Genomic DNA, 17603 nt, shown 5'->3' on the forward strand with positions numbered 1-17603 from the left:
ATTTGTGAAAACTATTGCAATGATTTTCAGAATATTATAATATTAATATAGACATCCGAATGTCCGGATATTATAGGCGGGGTGATTTCTTGAAAATAGATAGAATTAAAAAAAGGATATTAAATCAGTGCGGAGTAAATGTAACCTGCAAAGAGTTTAGGAAATCTATTGTCTTAGAAGGTGAAGCAGAAACTTGGGACAAGGCTTTGAAGGCTGGGAAAATAGCAGCTAAATACAAATACAAAGGTGTAGTAAATAAGATAAAAGTTAAAGGTGTTAACCCTAAAGGCATTCGACTTCCGGATATAGTGAATGCAGAACTAGAAGGAAAAGAAGTAGATGTTTTAATTATAGGTGCCGGAATAATAGGGTGCAGCATAGCTAGAGAACTTTCTAAGTGGGATTTAAGCGTACTTGTGATAGATAAAGAAGAAGATGTGGCCATGCATGCTTCCAGTAGAAATGACGGTATGGTACATCCACCTTTAGCCACACTTCCAGGAACTAAAAAAGCAAAATATTGTAGTTTAGGTAATAAGTTGTATGACAAAATATCTAAAGAATTAGATATAGATTTCAAAAGGGTGGGTCAATTAACTTTATGTAAAACTAAGCCCCAATATACTGCATTGAAGCTGTTTTCAAAATATGTTGCACATAAAAATAATATGGGAAAAATAGAATTTTGGAATAAAGAGAAAATTAAAGAAAGAGAACCAAATGTTAAAATGGATGTGGCAGGAGGGGTATTTATTCCCAGTGCGGGAATTGTGTGTCCATACAATGTTACTATAGCCTTTATGGAAAATGCCATAGAAAATGGTGTGGAGTTATCCCTAAATACAGCAGCTTTAGATATGACAAAGAAAGCAGATAGCATTATAGAGGTAAACACCAATAAAGGTAGTATTAAACCTAAAGTTATAGTAAATGCTGCAGGAGTTTTTAGTGATAAAATCGCTGCCATGGCTGATGATGAATTTTTCTCCATACATCCAAGAAAAGGTACCGATGCCATTTTGGATAGTAAAAAAGGAAATATAGTTAACAGTGTAGTGGGTATTGTGGATTTGAAGTCTTCTAAAAAACAATCTAAAGGTGGAGGAATAATTAAAACCATCGATGGCAATATATTAATCGGCCCTAATGCAGTGGAAATAATGGATCTAGAAGATTACTCTACAGATTCAGCTTCTATGGAGGAAATATGTAAAAAACAATTTTCCATAGTTAAGGGCTTAGGTAAGGAGGATATAATCACTTATTTTTCAGGTATTAGAGCAGCCACCTATGAAGAAGATTTTATAGTGGAAGCTAGTGAAACTGTGAGGAATTTAGTACATGCTGCTGGCATTCAATCACCAGGAGTGGCTAGCGCTCCTGCCATTGCTTTGGATATAGAAAAAATGGTGGTGGAAAAACTTAAAAGCATACAGAGGGTTAAGGAAAATAGTAAATATAATCCTTACAGAAAAGGTATAGTAAACGTAAAAAAGTTAGGGGATATGGAAAGAGATAAATTAATAAAAAGCAATCCGGATTATGGGGTTATCATATGTAGATGTGAGGAGATTAGTAAAGGGGAGATAATTGATGCTTTAAATTCACCTATTAAACCCAGGAGTGTAGATGCCATTAAGAGAAGGGTAAGGGCAGGAATGGGCAGATGCCAAGGGGGATTTTGTATGCCTTTAGTTACTGAAATTATCGCAGAGCAAAGTCATATGAATATGTGTGAAATAACTAAAAAAGGAGATCATTCATTTATTTTATCTAATAGTACAAAAGGGGATGAGGGGAATGATTCATTATGATGTAGTGGTAATTGGAGGAGGACCAGCTGGACTAGCTGCTAGCAAAACCCTTATGGACAAAAATAAAAAGGTAATGTTGGTGGAACGGGAAAACAGATTAGGGGGTATATTAAAGCAATGCATTCATGATGGCTTTGGGTTAATTCAATTTAAAAAGATGCTCACAGGACCGGAATATGCTGAAAGATATATTGACTTAATAAGAGAAGGGGATATTGATATAAAATTACTTTCCTTTGTAACAAAAGTAAAAAAGCTAGATAAGGGTTTTGAAATCACCATAGTAAATAAAGAGGGTATAAACACCTATGATACTAAGGCCATTATATTGGCAAATGGATGCAGGGAGAGAACCTCTAGACAAATAAGTATACAAGGCACAAGACCTGCAGGTATATTCACCGCTGGTACAGCTCAATACTTTGTAAACTTATTGGGAGTACTGCCTACTAAGAGATGTGTAATACTGGGAAGTGGAGATATTGGATTAATTATGGCCAGAAGGCTAACCTTAGAAGGAGCAGAGGTAGAGGGGGTATATGAAGCAAAGTCTACACCTTCAGGATTAACAAGGAATATAATTCAATGTTTAGAGGATTATGATATTCCATTACATTTATCCAGTACAGTTACAAAGGTATTTGGAGAGGAACGAGTAACTGGGGTGGAAGTAAGCAATGTAGATGATAAAATGCAACCTATTAAAGGTACACAACGCATGGTCCCTTGTGATGCTCTTATTCTTTCCGTAGGTTTAATCCCCGAAAATGAAATAGCAGAAAGTTTAGGGGTAGAAATGGATGGTAATACAAAAGGTCCAGTGGTTAATAATAGTCTAATGACCAGTGTAAAAGGAGTTTATAGCTGTGGAAATGCCTTGCATGTAAACGATTTAGTGGACTATGTGAGTGAAAGCGGGGTTACCGCAGCCTTAGGTGCTGTAAATTATTTAGAGGGGGAAGAAGAAAGCAAGAAGCAAGAATATATTAAGGTTAATTATGAAAATAAAGACTTTATGTATGTAGTGCCTCAGCTTTTTGATAAATCAAAACCTGAAAATAATATCTTTTATTTAAGAAGCAGAAACAGTGTGAAAAATGTGAAGTTAAAAGTTCTAGTAGAGGGAAAAGAAGTATTTTCTAAAGCCTATGCAGAGTTAAAGCCACCAGAAATGAAGAGGCTGCAAGTGAACTTTAAAGATATACACCTTAAAAATATAGAGATTAAAATGGAGAGTGCGGAAATATGAAAGAGTTGGGATGTATTTTGTGTCCAAACAGTTGCACTTTATATGTAGAAAAAAATGAAAAAGATGAGTATGTGGTAAAGGGGAACATGTGCAAAAGAGGAGAACAGTTTGCTGTGCAAGAGATGACGGAGCCTAAAAGAACACTTTGCAGCACTGTAAAAACCTGCTATAAAAAGTGTCCTGTAGTATCGGTAAAGACAGATGGCTCTATACCTAAAGGTAAAATACTAGAAGTTATGAGTGAAATAAATAAAGTTAATGTAAACCATCCTGTAAAAACTGGAGAGGTACTAATTGAAAATGTTTTGGGGCTTAAGGTTAATATTGTGGTTACTACAGATTTATGGAGGGTATTAATAGATGGATAGGTATGTTTTATCCATAGACTTAGGTACCCAAGGTATTCGCTCTATTATATTTAATCAGTTTGGTAAATTAATTGATAAAGAAAAAGTCCCATTTGATCCACCATATTTTTCCCTAGAGCCTGGATATGCGGAGCAACATCCAGAGTTTTATTTTCAATGTATGGCACAGTCTACCTTAAACTTGAAAAAAAGACAAGAAGAATTATGGAAGAGCATAGAAGCTGTATCAATTACTACTATTAGAGATGTAAATGTTTTTGTTAGTAAAAAAGGTGAAGTCCTTAGGCCGGCTATACTTTGGTTAGACCATAGACTTGCTAATTGCAGAGAAAGCTTGCCTATATATTCAGATATAATATTTAAAGCTGTAGGTATGAATGAAACGATAAAAAATGTTAGAAAAAAAACCACAGTAAATTGGATAAGAGAAAATGAGCCGGAAGTTTGGAAAGATACCTACAAATGCTTAATGATCTCTGGGTATCTTAATTATAGGCTGACAAATAAGTATGTTGACAGTGTAGCTAGTCAGATAGGGCATATGCCCTTTGATTATAAATATCATAAATGGTACAGTGAATACCACTTTAAATGGAGTGTTTTTAATAATGATAGAAGTAAGTTATATGACTTAGTGGATTCAGGAACAGTTATGGGTAATGTAACAAAAGAAGCAAGTAATTTAACAGGAATTGCGGAAGGAACTCCAGTTATTGCATCAGGTTCAGATAAAGGATGCGAAACCTTAGGCACAGGTTGTTTTAACAGTAAAGTTGCTAGCCTTAGTTTTGGCACCACAGCCACTATTCAAACTACCACTAATTTTTACTGTGAGCCCATAAAGTTTATGCCTGCTTATCCTGGTGTGGTAAAGCACAGTTATAATCCTGAACTAGAGGTGTTTAGGGGATATTGGTTAATTAGCTGGTTTAAAAAGGAGTTTGCAGCTAAAGAAGAAATTGAAGCTCTAAAGTTAGGTATTAGCGCTGAAGAAATTCTAAATAGAAGATTGCAGGAAATACCTCCAGGATCTGAAGGGCTGCTCTTACAACCCTTTTGGACTCCTGGGTTAAGACAGCCGGAAGCAAGAGGGTCTATGATAGGATTTAACGATTGTCATACAAGAATTCATATATATAAAGCAATTATAGAAGGAATAAATTATTCATTAATGGATGGCATGAAAAAAATTGAAGCTGCTACAGGGGTTAAAGTTGAAAAATTAACGGTATCTGGTGGTGGCAGTCAAAGTGAAGAAATTTGTCAAATCACATCGGACATGTTTAATCTACCAGTGTACAAGCCAGAGACTTATGAAACCTCAGGCTTAGGAGCAGCTATCAGCTCTTTTGTAGGATTAGGTGTATATAAAGATTATAAAACAGCAGTGGAAGCCATGGTGCACTATAGTAAGGTGTATTATCCAGAAAAGAAACATGCTGAAATTTATAAAGAGCTTTATGAAAAAGCCTATAGAAAAATCTATGGAAGTTTAAAGGATATTTATATAAAGATTCAAGAAATATCATTAAAAAATAGATGAAAAATGACTTTAGTGAAAGCTAAAGGAGATATTAAAGGAGAGATAAAATGTCACATAAATATAAAGATTTTGAACCCAAATGGTTTACAGAAGTAGCACCCACAGATAGTTATCGTTCAATTTTCAAATGGGGAGATCCAAGTGAAAATAAAGTTCCTAAAGAAAACTTATATAAGATGATGAAAAAGAAATTTAACTTAACAGATGAGGATTTTAAAAAATATAAAAGTGAAGAAGAGCTTGGACTAGAAAAAGTAGAATTTAATTGTCCCATTAAGCTAAAAGAGTATCAAATAGATAAAATAAGAGAAATAGTAGGAAAAGAAAATGTTAAAACCGATGACTACACTAGATTACAGGTAGCCTATGGAAAAACAATGATAGATGCGTATCGCCTTAGAAGAAAAATAGTGGAAAATATACCTGATATAGTAGTTTACCCTAGAAGTAGAGAAGATATAGAAAAAATCGTTTATTATTGTAATGAAGAGATAATTCCCATTTATGTGTATGGAGGCGGCTCTTCAGTTACTAGAGGGGTAGAGGCGGTTAAAGGCGGAATAACTCTAGATATGAGACCTCATTTTAACAAGGTTATTAAATTTAATGAGAAGGATCAAACCATAACTGTTGAAGCTGGGATGTCTGGACCAAAGCTAGAAGAAGTATTAAGAAATGCTCAAAAAGAATTTGGGGCTAAAAGAGCCTACACCTGTGGCCATTTTCCACAATCCTTCGAATATTCCAGCGTAGGGGGATGGGTAGTAACAAGAGGTGCTGGGCAAAACTCCACTTATTATGGAAATATTAAAGATATGGTTATGGCCCAGGCTTATGCTACACCGGTGGGGGTCATTGAAACCTTGGGGTATCCAGCAGAGGCCATAGGTCCATCCATTGACGAAATAATGATGGGTAGTGAAGGAACCTATGGAATCCTTACCCATGTAACCCTAAAATTCTTTAGATGGATGCCAGAAAATCACATTAGGTTTAGTTACATCTTTAAAAATTGGCAGGATGCACAAAATGCAGCTAGGGAAATTATGCAAAGTGAATTTGGATTCCCATCGGTATTTAGATTATCAGATCCAGAAGAAACAGATGTTATGCTAAAACTATATGGGGTGGAAGAAACCGTACTGGACAAGGCCATGTCTTTTAAAGGGTATAAACCCATGGAAAGATGCTTATTCTTAGGTTTTACTGATGGAGAAATAGGCTTTTGCAAGAATATTGCTAAGAATTTAAAGAAAATATGTAAGAAGTATGGAGCTATGTATTTAACTGGACTTCCCACCAAGGGTTGGGAAAAGGGGAGGTTTACAGACCCTTACCTGAGAGATAACATGCAGGATTTTGGCGTAATGACAGACACCTTAGAATGTTCCGTTACCTGGGACCAAATGGATAGGGTTCATAGAGAAGTTAGAGAATATTGCAAGTCTAGACCTCATACCATCTGCATGACTCATATGTCCCACGTATATCCTCAAGGAGCAAATCTATACTTTATCTTTATTGCAAAAATGGACATGGAAGAATACATTGAATATCAACAAGGAATCTTAGACAACATACAAAAAGCCGGAGCCGCCATGAGCCACCATCACGGCATCGGAAAAATGACAGCCCCCTGGCTGGAGGCTCAAATTGGTAAAAACTCCATGGATGTATTTAGAGCCTTAAAGAAACACTTCGACCCCAACAATATCTTAAATCCAGGAGGAACCATCGGGCTAGATTTAGAAGAAAGTGAAAAAAGGGATTTTGTAAATATAAGAAAATAAATTAAAACCCCCTTATTTGTTTTATTTTTTCATGTGAAAGAATATATATTAATGAATTAGTATATAAGGGGGATTTTATTTTGGGAGTGGGTTACACATTAGGGTGTCTGGTAAGTATTCTATGGTGGAGCTTTGATAGGAAAAAGGTTTTTGGGTTAGTGGACAAGTTGCTTTGTAAGATTTTTAAATTAAAAGCATTGAGATATGCATTTTATACATGTTTAATGTTTTTCATTATATGGATTATGGTGAAATTTAAAAGCTATGAAATAGCTAATTTTATAACTGCTTTTTTAGTTATTGATATCAGCCGAAGTGAAAAAGAAAATATTGAAAGTAAGGAAATGAAGTTTCATAAAACCATAGCTGTAGTATGTAAAAGCTTAGTGTGTGGATTTACGGCACCTTTATTTTATATTTTAATCTTTGGTAATTATTTCGCTTTAACATATTTCATATTATATAACTTGTGTATGCTATCAGATTATGAAGGCTTTGAAATTATACTAAAGATATTAACCATTATACCGGGGCTTATCCTTCAGTTTGTATTGTATTTAATATATATATTTACCAGTAAAAAATATTCTATGGATTTTAAAGGGGATTATTTAATAAATTGTTTTAAAAGACCTCTTTTAAACATAGAAATTATGGCTGCTCATATAGAATCCGTAGGATTTTATTATCATTTTTATGAAGAGGATACAAGCTATATTAAAATTTACGGACATCAGAAAGGAAGTATTGATGAAAAAGCTGTAAAACATTATCTAGGGGTAATTTATAGTGCAGCCTTTATTATGTTTTTAAGTTTTATATCCATTTACGTAGTTAGTAGATAAAAAATGGTGCCAGTCACATGACTGGCACCTTCTTCATATTTTAATTCTTCCTAGCAATAGTAATTTCAGTGGTTAAAGGAGGTATAACCTGCTTTTTCCTAGAAACTACTCCAGGTAGGAAGGCTGCATCATCTTTAAAGGTTACATTAAAGGCCTTTTCTATGATGTCTTTTTTAGGACCTGCTGCGTATATAAGAGAACCTTCATTTAGGATGTCTGTAAGCATCAGTACCACTAGCTTTAAGTCCACATCCCTAGATTTCTTTTCCATAAAGGCCAGCATTTCGTCTTTAATAGGCATAAATCCTTCTCTATCCATGGTGTATACCTGAGCAACTCCAATTTTCATATCTTCTACATTGAAGGTTTTGAAATCTTGATGGAATATCTGCTCTACGGTTTTTCCTTTTAAGGAAGTACCTGCTTTAAACATCTCTTGAGCAAACTCTTCTGGGTTTATGTCTGCTATTTCAGATAGCCTTTTTAGCATTAGGCTATCTTTAGGGGTAGTAGTTGGAGATTTTAAAAGCAATGTATCAGAAATAATTGCTGAAGCCATAAGGCCAGCTGCCTTTTTAGAAGGTCTTATACCATTTTCAAAGAAGCAGGATGCTACTATGGTAGAGGTACTTCCCACAGGCTCATTTCTGAAATAAATAGGTGTATTGGTTTGTATATCTGCCACTCTATGATGATCTATAATTTCAAGTATTTCTGCATCTTCTAAACCTGGTACAGATTGGCTTCTCTCATTATGATCCACTTGGATAACCTTTTTCTTATGGCTGGAGATAAGATGATATCTAGATATCATACCTATAACTCTATTTCCGCTATCCACCACAGGGTAGCTTCTATATCTAGTTTCTACCATTATGTCTTTAATATCTTCTACTAAGTCATCCACTGAGAAGGCAATTAAATTATCCTTTGCCATAACGTATTGAACAGGAACACTTTGTACTATAAGTCTAGCAGCAGTAAAGGAATCATGTGGTGTAGAAATAACAGTAACGCTATTTTGTTCTGCTTTTTTGTTCATATCTTCACTGAGTTTTTGTGAACAGGTAAGTATCATTAGGGATACTTTTTTATCTAAAAGTACATTCTGTGCTTCTTCACGATCCCCTACTATTACCACATCCCCTTCTTCCACCATGGAAGTTAAGCTAGATGGCTCCATAGCAGCTACCAGGATCTTACCGGAAAACCTTGGCTTCTTTCCATGAATATAAATAGGCTCTGCAGACAGAGTATCTAAAACATTTTCCAAGGTAGTATTACTTTTTGATAATATGGTGTTGTCCCATATATCCATATAATTTGTAGTTAAGCTTGAAACAGATAAAATACCCATTAAATATTCATTTTCATCTACCACTGGCAAGGTTTTTAAGTTATTTGTCTTCATTATATTCCATGCCATTTTTAAGGATATATCTGGTGCTATCGGATGAATAGTATCAATATTTAAATCTCCTACTTGAAGCTTTACAGTTTCTAATAGTGGTGGCTTTTTTGCTCCAAAATAATTAAGAATAAATTGTGTCTCCTGATTCAATTCCCCTAATCTCACTGCTAAGGCAGGAGTAGAGCCAGTTTTATTTTTAAATTCCGCATAGGCAAAAGCTGCACATATAGAATCTGAATCAGGATTTCTATGACCTGTTACGTAAATGAGGTCTTTCAAACTTCATCCCCTCCTTTGTTGTTAACTCTTCATGAATTTAATTTTACTTCTTAAACAATTAAAAATCAAATGATTTTAATTTCTCATTTTTAAATTATTCATATTGTTCCTGTAGATTGACATATATTAATGTATGGAAGTTTGGAATTATCTGCTTAGTAATAAAAAAGGAGTGAACTTAGTGATACAAGAAAAAGAGCTGGTAAAAGGGTTAAGTACTGCAGAAGCTGAAAAAAGACTCAGCACCTATGGGTATAATACACTTATGGATAAAAAGAAAATATCTCCCTTTGTAATATTCTTAGCACAGTTTAATGACTTTATTGTATGGGTGTTAATTGCCGCTACTATTATATCGGGATTTATGGGAGAGATGTCAGATGCTATAACTATACTTATAATAATAGTTATAAATGCTATTTTAGGATTTATTCAGGAATTTAAAACTGAGAAATCATTAGAAGCTCTAAAAAGTATGGCAGCCCCCACTTGTAAGGTTATAAGAGATAATAAAATAAAGGTGGTTAATGCGGAGTGCATTACCATTGGAGATCTTATAGTTTTGGAGGCTGGAGATAGGATACCTGCAGATGCTGTGTTGGTGGAGGCAGGAGGAATATTATTAGATGAATCCTTACTTACTGGTGAATCAGTAGGGGTTATAAAGAGTACACTAAATAAAGAAAACTATGTTTATATGGGGACTACGGTTTTAAAGGGAAAAGCGAAAGCTAAAGTTGCTCAGATTGGCATGAAAACAGAAATGGGAAAAATAGCGGACATGCTCCAATCCATTGAAGAAGAAAAATCCCCACTAAAGGAAAAGCTAGAATCCTTAGGTAAGATAATGGTTATAGTATGTATCATAATATGTTCTATTGTAACTTTATTAGGGATTTTAAGGGGACAACCTATAGGGGATATGTTCTTACTAGGGGTTAGCTTAGCGGTAGCGGCCATTCCAGAAGGATTACCAGCCATAGTAACTGTAGCTTTAGCCCTAGGGGTATCCAGGATGCTTAAGAGAAATGCACTAGTTAGGAAGCTTCCTGCAGTGGAGACCTTAGGATGCACTTCTGTAATATGCAGTGATAAGACAGGTACCCTAACGGAAAATAAAATGACAGTGAAAGCCCTGTACTTTGATAATAATATATACTACTTAGATAAAGAAAACACTGAAGGAAATATCGTGCTTAAAAAAGCTTTTATCTATTGTAATGACTGTAATTATAATTTAAGTGAAAAGGATATTCATAAGGCTTTGCAAGGAGACCCTACTGAAACCGCCTTAATAAAGGTGTTTTTTAAGGATACCTCCAAACTTAAAAGTTTTCTAGATAAATCCATAAGAATGTTTGAGCTTCCATTTGATTCTAGCAGGAAGATGATGTCTGTAATAATTAAAGAAGACAGTAGCGAAACCTGTTATGTGAAAGGAGCTCCAGAAAAATTATTAGATAAATGCAGCTTTATATTAGAAGAAAGCGTTGTTAAGGCTCTTACACCTCAAAAGAAAAAAGAAATACTTAGAAATATCGAAACCATGTCATCTAATGCACTTAGATGCATAAGTGCTGCATATAAAGAAAAGGGTATTACCTATAATTCATTTTTAGAGAAAGAACTAGTTTATATAGGCACTGCAGGCATAATCGATCCACCAAGAAGAGAAGTAAAAGATGCTGTGCTTAAATGTAAAATGGCGGGTATAAGACCTATAATGATAACTGGTGATCATAAGAATACCGCTTTTGCCATAGCCAGAGAATTAGATATGTGCAAGAGTATAGATGAGGTTATCACTGGTGATGAAATAGAAGTATTAACGGATAAAGAACTACAAATAAGAGTAAAAAGTATTAAGGTCTTTGCAAGAGTTACCCCCAGTCATAAACTAAGAATAGTGAGAGCCATTAAAAACAATGATAATATTGTTGCCATGACTGGAGATGGAGTAAATGATGCTCCTGCTATAAAGGAAGCGGATATAGGAGTAGCCATGGGGATATCCGGTACAGACGTTACAAAAGAGGCTTCTTCTATGATACTTTTAGATGATAATTTTACCAGTATAGTATCTGCTGTGGAAGAAGGAAGGGTAATATACGATAATATAAGAAAATTTATAAGATACTTGCTATCTTGTAATTTAGGGGAAGTACTTACCATGTTTTTGGCATCTCTGTTTTATCTTGAAAACCCTCTTAGTCCCATTCAAATATTATTTGTTAACCTTGCAACAGATGGACTTCCTGCCATGGCATTAGGGGTGGATCCTGCGGATTCGGATATTATGTCTCAAAGGCCAAGAGAGAAAAAAGAAGGAATATTTGCTAGGGGGTTAAGCGAAAAGATTATTATAAGAGGAGTATTAATAGGAGTTTGTACACTATTAACATTTATAGTAGGGAAAATATACGGATATCCACTGAAACTATGCAGAACTATGGCGCTAAGTACTTTAGTTTTATCACAGCTTTTCCATGTTTTTGAATGTAGATCAGAAAGACACTCAATATTTGAAGTAAAGATTTTTACCAATTTATATTTAGTAGCAGCGGTGGGAGTTTCTATAACAATGTTACTTTGCATAATATATATTCCAGTATTTAAGAATATTTTCAGCACCGTAGCGTTAAGTGTAGGCCATTGGCTTATAGTAATATTTTTCTCTGGAATTATAGCTTTAATAAATAGTCTCTATTTATGGTTTAAAACAAAAAGATAAAACGAGTGGATTTCCACTCGTTTTATTTCATGCGTTGTATCTTTTGAACCCTTTTAACTTGAGCCCCTTCTACAGGTACAAGATCTTTTTTATTGGTAAGATTTTTAATGTTCATTATTTCAATAATTTCACGGCTCTCTTTTGATTTCTTGCCTTTTTTACCCTTTAGACCTTGAATTATTACCAGGTTACCTTGATTTATTGGAATAAAAGTAGGCTTTTTAAACCATTTATTCTTTTTATATACACACTTAATTATGTTTTTACTTCTTTCAGGCCTAACTATTAATACCGCAGTAATTTTATGAAAAATCCAAAGTATGGTTTTTTCTTCTACTTTAACTGAAACTACATTACCTTGAATTTGTGCAAGTCTATCCCCATACTTTTTTATATATGAGTCCGTATAATATTTTGCTAACTTTTCTTTAAATCCCATCTTTAATAACTCCTTTACTAGTTAATAATAAATAATGCCATAAAAATATATAAATCTGTCATTTTAAACAATGAATGACTAAAAGTATTATATCATAATATACTATGCTGTTAAATACTTTGTTTTTAATATTATTATAGTTAATATTATATTCCAAAAATGAATTTGTAAACCACAAGTAAAGTGGAAATAAAATTTTAAAAATTCATAATATTAACTTACTTTTCAAAATAAATTATGTTATTATTATAACTATGAAATAATAAAATTAAAGGGTGAAATTATGTGTTTAGCAATTCCATTAAGGATAGTTAGTATAGACGGTAAAGAAGCATTAGCAGAGATAAAAGGTGTTAAACGTAGCATTAGAGTGGATTTGATAAAAGATATCAAAGTGGGTGATTATGTACTGGTGCATGCTGGCTTTGCATTAGAAAAGATTGATAAAAATTTATCAGATGAAACTTTAAAGCTTCTAGATGAAATGAGTAAATTGTAATGGGGAGCTTTTTATGAAAGAAAAATTTCGTGAAATAATTTGTATGATAGAAAACAATCTTAGGTGCATAGATAAACCCAATATTATGGAGGTATGTGGAACTCATACCATGGCACTAGCTAAAAGTGGATTAAGAGATTTATTTAAAAACAAAATTAACTTTCTGTCAGGGCCAGGATGTCCGGTATGTGTTACCCATGAAAGTTATTTAGATTATGTATATGAGCTTTCTTTTGAAAAGGATATCATTATAGCTACCTATGGAGACATGATAAGAGTCCCTGGCTCTAATGCAAACATATCTTTAGAGAAAGCTAAAGCTATGGGAGGAAATGTTAAAATAGTTTATTCCTCCATGGATGCATTGGATTTGGCAAAAGTAAATCCAAAAAATAATATTGTGTTTTTAGGAATAGGCTTTGAAACCACAGCGCCTTCTACAGGGGTGGTTATCAATGAAGCTTATGAAAATAATATAAGCAATTTTAAAGTTTTATCTCTCCATAGAAGAATTAAACCCATAATGACCAGTTTATTAAAGGAAGAAGATTTAAAAATAGACGCTTTTTTGTGTCCAGGGCATGTGGCAGCGGTAATTGGAGAAAATGGATTTAAATTTCTAGAAGATTATAAGAAAGTTGGAGTTGTTGCTGGCTTTGAAACAGAAGAATTATTATTAGCACTTTTAAGAATTACTGCAAAGCTTAAAAACCAAGAAAGCTCTTTAGAAAACTGTTATAAAAGTATAGTTAAACCTGAAGGGAATAAAGTCGCTTTAGAAGTTATAGAGAAAACCTTTACTCCAGATACAGATTGCTGGAGGGGTATAGGTGAAGTGCAACAAGGAGCCTTAAAGCTTAAAAGTAAGTTTAAAGAACTTAATATAGAAACATATTATCCCATAGAAAGCTTTGTGAAAAATTATTCTAAACAACCTAAAGGGTGTTCCTGTGGAGAAGTTTTAAAAGGAAAAATAACTCCTAAGGAATGTGCTTTATTTAAAAAGCTCTGCACGCCAGAGAACCCGGTAGGACCATGTATGGTTTCTCAAGAAGGAAGCTGTGCAGCTTATTACAGATACAGTTATGATATTTGAGGAAGTGAAATAATGGATGAGGTTATTACATTGTCCCACGGTAATGGGGGCACTAAAACATCTAAATTGATTAAAGAATTATTTTTAAAAAAGCTGGGAAACAGCTATCTTAATACATTAAAAGATGGTGCTAGATTAAACACCACAGGAGAGGTTTGTTTTACCACAGATAGCTATGTGATTTCACCTTATTTTTTCCCCGGAGGTGATATAGGAAAGCTCTCCATATGCGGAACTGTAAATGACTTAATAATGTGTGGAAGCATACCAAAGTATCTTACTTTATCCCTTATATTAGAAGAAGGCTTAGGCATCCTTGAGCTAGAGAAGATAATCGATTCTATAGCTGAAACCGCAGAAAAAGCTGGGGTTAAGGTGGTAACAGGGGATACAAAAGTTGTAGATAAAGGTCATGGTCACGGAATTTATATAAATACAGCAGGTATAGGTGAGAGTATTCCTGGTGTTTTTTTAGATGAATCCAGGATGGTACCTGGAGATAAGGTTATTTGTACAGGTAATATAGGAGATCATGGAGTATCTATACTTTGTACTAGAGAAAAACTATTGGAATTTGATTTGTGCTCTGATTGTGCTCCTCTGGTAGAGTTAGTAGATGTGGTTACAAAATTTAAACATCACATTAAGATATTAAGAGATCCCACACGAGGTGGAGTGGCTACAACCCTAAATGAGTTTATTGAAGAAAGCCAATATTCCATTGAAATATATGAAGAAGAATTGCCCATAGACCCTAAAGTAAAGTATGCTTGTGAAATTTTGGGGATAGACCCTTTATACTCAGCTAATGAAGGAAAGGCTTTGTTGGTGGTTAGTGATGAAATGGCCCAGGATATATTAAGTGAGTTAAGAAAAATAAATATATTTTCTAGTTCAAAGATAATAGGTGAAGTTACAAATGAATTTGCTTCTAAAGTTTTATTAAGGGGTGAGCTAGGGGGAAGAAGGATATTAGACAAGTTAAGTTATGATATTTTACCACGTATATGCTAAGAACAAGTATTAAATTTTTTATTATTAATAAGGAGGAGTCCTATGCACAACTATGAATGTATAGAAATAACTAAAGATGAGCTTCTTCCACTGACTAAGGATATGCACCATGAAAAAAGAAGACTGGTTATCATGAATGGATATATAGATAAAGAAGGTAAAAATGTTGTACTTTATCATTTTGATGTAGAAGGGGATATTAAATCCTTTTCTGTAAGAGGTTCTGATTCAATACCTTCTATAACCAGCATTTATAAAGGGTCAGCACAGTGGTGTGAAGAAGAAATATGTGAGTTTATGCCTATAGAGTTTCAAGGACTTAATAAATCAGGAAGGCTATTTTTACCTGAAGAATTTGATGGTTCAGGACAGATACTTGTACTGCCATTGTCTGAATTAAAGAAATATAAAGAGCCAGAAGAAATGGGCAAGGAGGAATAACATGGGATATACAATACCTATAGGGCCTTATCATCCATCTTTAGAAGAACCCGTTCACGTTAAGCTTTATACAGAAGGTGAAATGATAACGGATGCTGATGTTTTTATAGGCTACAATCATAGAGGAATAGAAAAGTTAGCTTCTGAAAGAAATTATATACAAACCATTACTTTAGTGGAAAGGGTTTGTGGGATATGTTCACATTCACATACCTTGGCTTATTGTTTGGCTCTAGAAAAAATAGCAGGCATGGAAGTGCCTAAGAGAGCATCTTATATTAGAGTTATATTCTGTGAGCTGGAAAGACTTCATTCACACTTCTTATGGCTTGGACTTGCAGCTCACATCATAGGCTTTGACAGTGCTTTTATGTATAGCTTTGCTGCTAGAGAAAGCGTAATGGATACCCTAGAAATGTTAAGTGGAAACAGAGTAAATTATGCTATGAATATAGTGGGAGGAAGCAGAAGGGATATAACAAAAGAACAGATTAGAAACCTCCTTCAAATAATGATTGAGTTAGAAGAACCTTATAAAAAGATTGTCAATATATTCTCTAATGATAAAACCTTAGCTATGAGAACCAAAGGAGTGGGAAAGTTAAGCTATGAAGATGCTTGGCAATACGGTGCCTGTGGTCCTCATGGAAGAGCTTCCGGTATGCAGGATGATACTAGAAAGAGAGATCCATACTGCTGTTATGAAGACTTCGATTTTAAAGCCATAGTGAGAGAAGATGGAGATGTGTTCTCTAGAGCAGTGGTTAGGCTTTTAGAAATTCAAGAAAGTATAAAAATTATTAAACAAGCTGCTGAAAACCTTCCAGATACACCTATAAATTTAGGCTTTAAAATTCCAAGGATACCTGCTGGGGAATATTTAAGCAGAATAGAAGCACCAAGAGGAGAAGTGAGTTATTTAGTGGTTTCTGATGGTGGACCTAATAACTGGAGAGTAAATATACACGTTCCTACTTTTAAAAATGCTGCCACTGTACCAGTTATGCTAAAAGGTAATTCCATAGCAGATGCAGGATTAATCGTTGCAAGTATAGATCCTTGTTTCTCCTGCCTGGACAGATAATGCTATGCATGAATTATCAGTTACACAAAATATAATTAAAATATGTACCGAAGAAGCAAATAACCATGATGTTAAAGTAGTAAAAAGCATTAATTTGCATATTGGAGAATTATCCGGACTAATACCTCAGTGTATTCAATATTATTTTGATATTGCCAGTAAGGGAACTCCGGTACAAGGGGCAAAGCTTGTAATAGAAAAAATACCAGTGGAAATAAGCTGCTCTAGCTGCGGATATAATGGAAAATTAGAAAAAGGTAAATATAGTTGTCCAGTTTGTAATAGCTTTGAAGTTAAGATTACAAAGGGTAGGGAATTTATGATAAATAGTATGGAGGTGGATTGATATGGAGATAAAAGTTGTAAGACAAATTATGGAGTGGAACCAAAATTGTCATGAAGAGCTTCAAGATAAATTAAATGAAAATAAAGTTCTTATGATAAATATTATGGGATCTCCAGGAGCAGGTAAAACCACATTTATTTTATCTTTAATAGAAAAGTTAAATGAAGTAGGGGTTAAAATAGGCGTTATTGAAGGAGACTTGGCAGGACAAGTAGATGCAGAAATAATGGCAAAGAGAGGAATTCCTGTGGTTCAGCTAAATACTGATGGGGCTTGTCATATTGAAGCCATGTCCATAAAAAACATACTTCCAGAATTTAATCTCCAGGATGTTAAAGTAATTATAATTGAAAACATTGGTAATTTAGTTTGTCCTGCTGAATTTGACATAGGAGAGCACTTGAAAATAGCATTACTAAGCATTCCAGAAGGTGATGATAAGGTAAATAAGTATCCGCTTATGTTTATGAAGTCCAATGCGTTAGTATTAACAAAATATGATTTGGTAGATTATTTTGACTATGATGAAAATAGAGTTATTAATGAATCCTTAAATATTAATAAAGATATAAAAGTATTTAAGGTAAACTCTAGAAAAGCCCAAGGCGTGGATGAATTTGTAAATTGGTTAAAACCATATTTAAATAAGTAAAT

Annotated in this window: 16 protein-coding genes; 14 read left to right on the plus strand and 2 right to left on the minus strand. The window is 34.0% G+C overall.

Features of this window, described 5'->3' with window-relative positions; translation table 11 throughout:
* Positions 1–89: 89 nt before the first annotated feature.
* The 6 genes from BUA82_RS02765 to BUA82_RS02790 all read left to right on the plus strand — a co-directional run bounded on the left by BUA82_RS02765 (position 90) and on the right by BUA82_RS02790 (position 7609).
* Positions 90–1814, plus strand: a complete 1725-nt coding sequence (locus tag BUA82_RS02765; protein WP_073004429.1) for an NAD(P)/FAD-dependent oxidoreductase — start codon at positions 90–92, stop codon at positions 1812–1814.
* Positions 1801–3063, plus strand: coding sequence for an NAD(P)/FAD-dependent oxidoreductase (locus tag BUA82_RS02770; RefSeq protein ID WP_073004430.1), 1263 nt, complete (start codon positions 1801–1803; stop codon positions 3061–3063). The genes BUA82_RS02765 and BUA82_RS02770 overlap by 14 nt, the downstream gene beginning before the upstream one ends.
* Entirely contained in the window at positions 3060–3431 is a 372-nt protein-coding gene (locus BUA82_RS02775; protein WP_073004431.1) for a DUF1667 domain-containing protein, read from the plus strand. Before BUA82_RS02770 ends, BUA82_RS02775 begins: the two co-directional genes overlap by 4 nt.
* Complete coding sequence (locus BUA82_RS02780; protein WP_073004432.1) at positions 3424–4974, plus strand: FGGY-family carbohydrate kinase; 1551 nt, start codon at positions 3424–3426, stop codon at positions 4972–4974. The genes BUA82_RS02775 and BUA82_RS02780 overlap by 8 nt, the downstream gene beginning before the upstream one ends.
* 47 nt (positions 4975–5021) lie before the next feature.
* Positions 5022–6764, plus strand: coding sequence for an FAD-binding oxidoreductase (locus BUA82_RS02785; protein ID WP_073004433.1), 1743 nt, complete (start codon positions 5022–5024; stop codon positions 6762–6764).
* 80 nt (positions 6765–6844) lie between these two features.
* Positions 6845–7609 (plus strand): hypothetical protein, encoded by a 765-nt coding sequence (locus BUA82_RS02790; RefSeq protein WP_073004435.1) that lies wholly within the window; start codon positions 6845–6847, stop codon positions 7607–7609.
* Between the two features lie 40 nt (positions 7610–7649).
* Here BUA82_RS02790 and BUA82_RS02795 read toward each other — a convergent pair whose 3' ends face one another.
* Entirely contained in the window at positions 7650–9299 is a 1650-nt protein-coding gene (locus BUA82_RS02795) for a putative manganese-dependent inorganic diphosphatase (RefSeq protein ID WP_073004437.1), read from the minus strand.
* 181 nt (positions 9300–9480) lie between these two features.
* Between BUA82_RS02795 and BUA82_RS02800 the strand changes: the two genes are divergently transcribed.
* Complete coding sequence (locus BUA82_RS02800) at positions 9481–12030, plus strand: calcium-translocating P-type ATPase, PMCA-type (RefSeq protein ID WP_073004439.1); 2550 nt, start codon at positions 9481–9483, stop codon at positions 12028–12030.
* A 22-nt stretch (positions 12031–12052) separates the two neighbouring features.
* On the opposite strand, the gene BUA82_RS02805 is transcribed toward BUA82_RS02800, so the two are convergent.
* A complete protein-coding gene (locus BUA82_RS02805; RefSeq protein WP_073004441.1) occupies positions 12053–12469 on the minus strand; it encodes a hypothetical protein in 417 nt (138 codons plus the stop codon).
* A gap of 283 nt (positions 12470–12752) precedes the next feature.
* Here BUA82_RS02805 and BUA82_RS02810 point away from each other — a divergent pair, with 283 nt between their 5' ends.
* The 7 genes from BUA82_RS02810 to hypB are packed head-to-tail and all read left to right on the plus strand — an operon-like array spanning position 12753 to position 17601.
* Positions 12753–12968 (plus strand): HypC/HybG/HupF family hydrogenase formation chaperone, encoded by a 216-nt coding sequence (locus tag BUA82_RS02810; protein ID WP_073004444.1) that lies wholly within the window; start codon positions 12753–12755, stop codon positions 12966–12968.
* A 13-nt stretch (positions 12969–12981) separates the two neighbouring features.
* Positions 12982–14064 carry a hydrogenase formation protein HypD gene (gene hypD / locus BUA82_RS02815; protein WP_073004446.1) on the plus strand — a complete coding sequence of 361 codons (1083 nt, stop codon included), beginning with the start codon at positions 12982–12984 and terminating at the stop codon, positions 14062–14064.
* 12 nt (positions 14065–14076) lie between these two features.
* A complete protein-coding gene (gene hypE / locus BUA82_RS02820) occupies positions 14077–15078 on the plus strand; it encodes a hydrogenase expression/formation protein HypE (protein WP_073004448.1) in 1002 nt (333 codons plus the stop codon).
* Positions 15079–15120: 42 nt separating this feature from the next.
* A complete protein-coding gene (locus BUA82_RS02825) occupies positions 15121–15519 on the plus strand; it encodes an NADH-quinone oxidoreductase subunit C (RefSeq protein WP_073004450.1) in 399 nt (132 codons plus the stop codon).
* A 1-nt stretch (position 15520) separates the two neighbouring features.
* A complete protein-coding gene (locus tag BUA82_RS02830; protein ID WP_073004453.1) occupies positions 15521–16603 on the plus strand; it encodes a hydrogenase large subunit in 1083 nt (360 codons plus the stop codon).
* A gap of 4 nt (positions 16604–16607) precedes the next feature.
* Positions 16608–16949: a hydrogenase maturation nickel metallochaperone HypA gene (gene hypA, locus BUA82_RS02835; protein WP_073004456.1), complete on the plus strand. Its 342-nt coding sequence runs from the start codon at positions 16608–16610 to the stop codon at positions 16947–16949.
* Between the two features lies 1 nt (position 16950).
* Entirely contained in the window at positions 16951–17601 is a 651-nt protein-coding gene (hypB, locus tag BUA82_RS02840) for a hydrogenase nickel incorporation protein HypB (protein WP_073004458.1), read from the plus strand.
* Positions 17602–17603 lie beyond the last annotated feature (2 nt).

Source organism: Clostridium amylolyticum, from assembly GCF_900142075.1.
Taxonomy (GTDB): domain Bacteria; phylum Bacillota; class Clostridia; order Clostridiales; family Clostridiaceae; genus Clostridium_AA; species Clostridium_AA amylolyticum.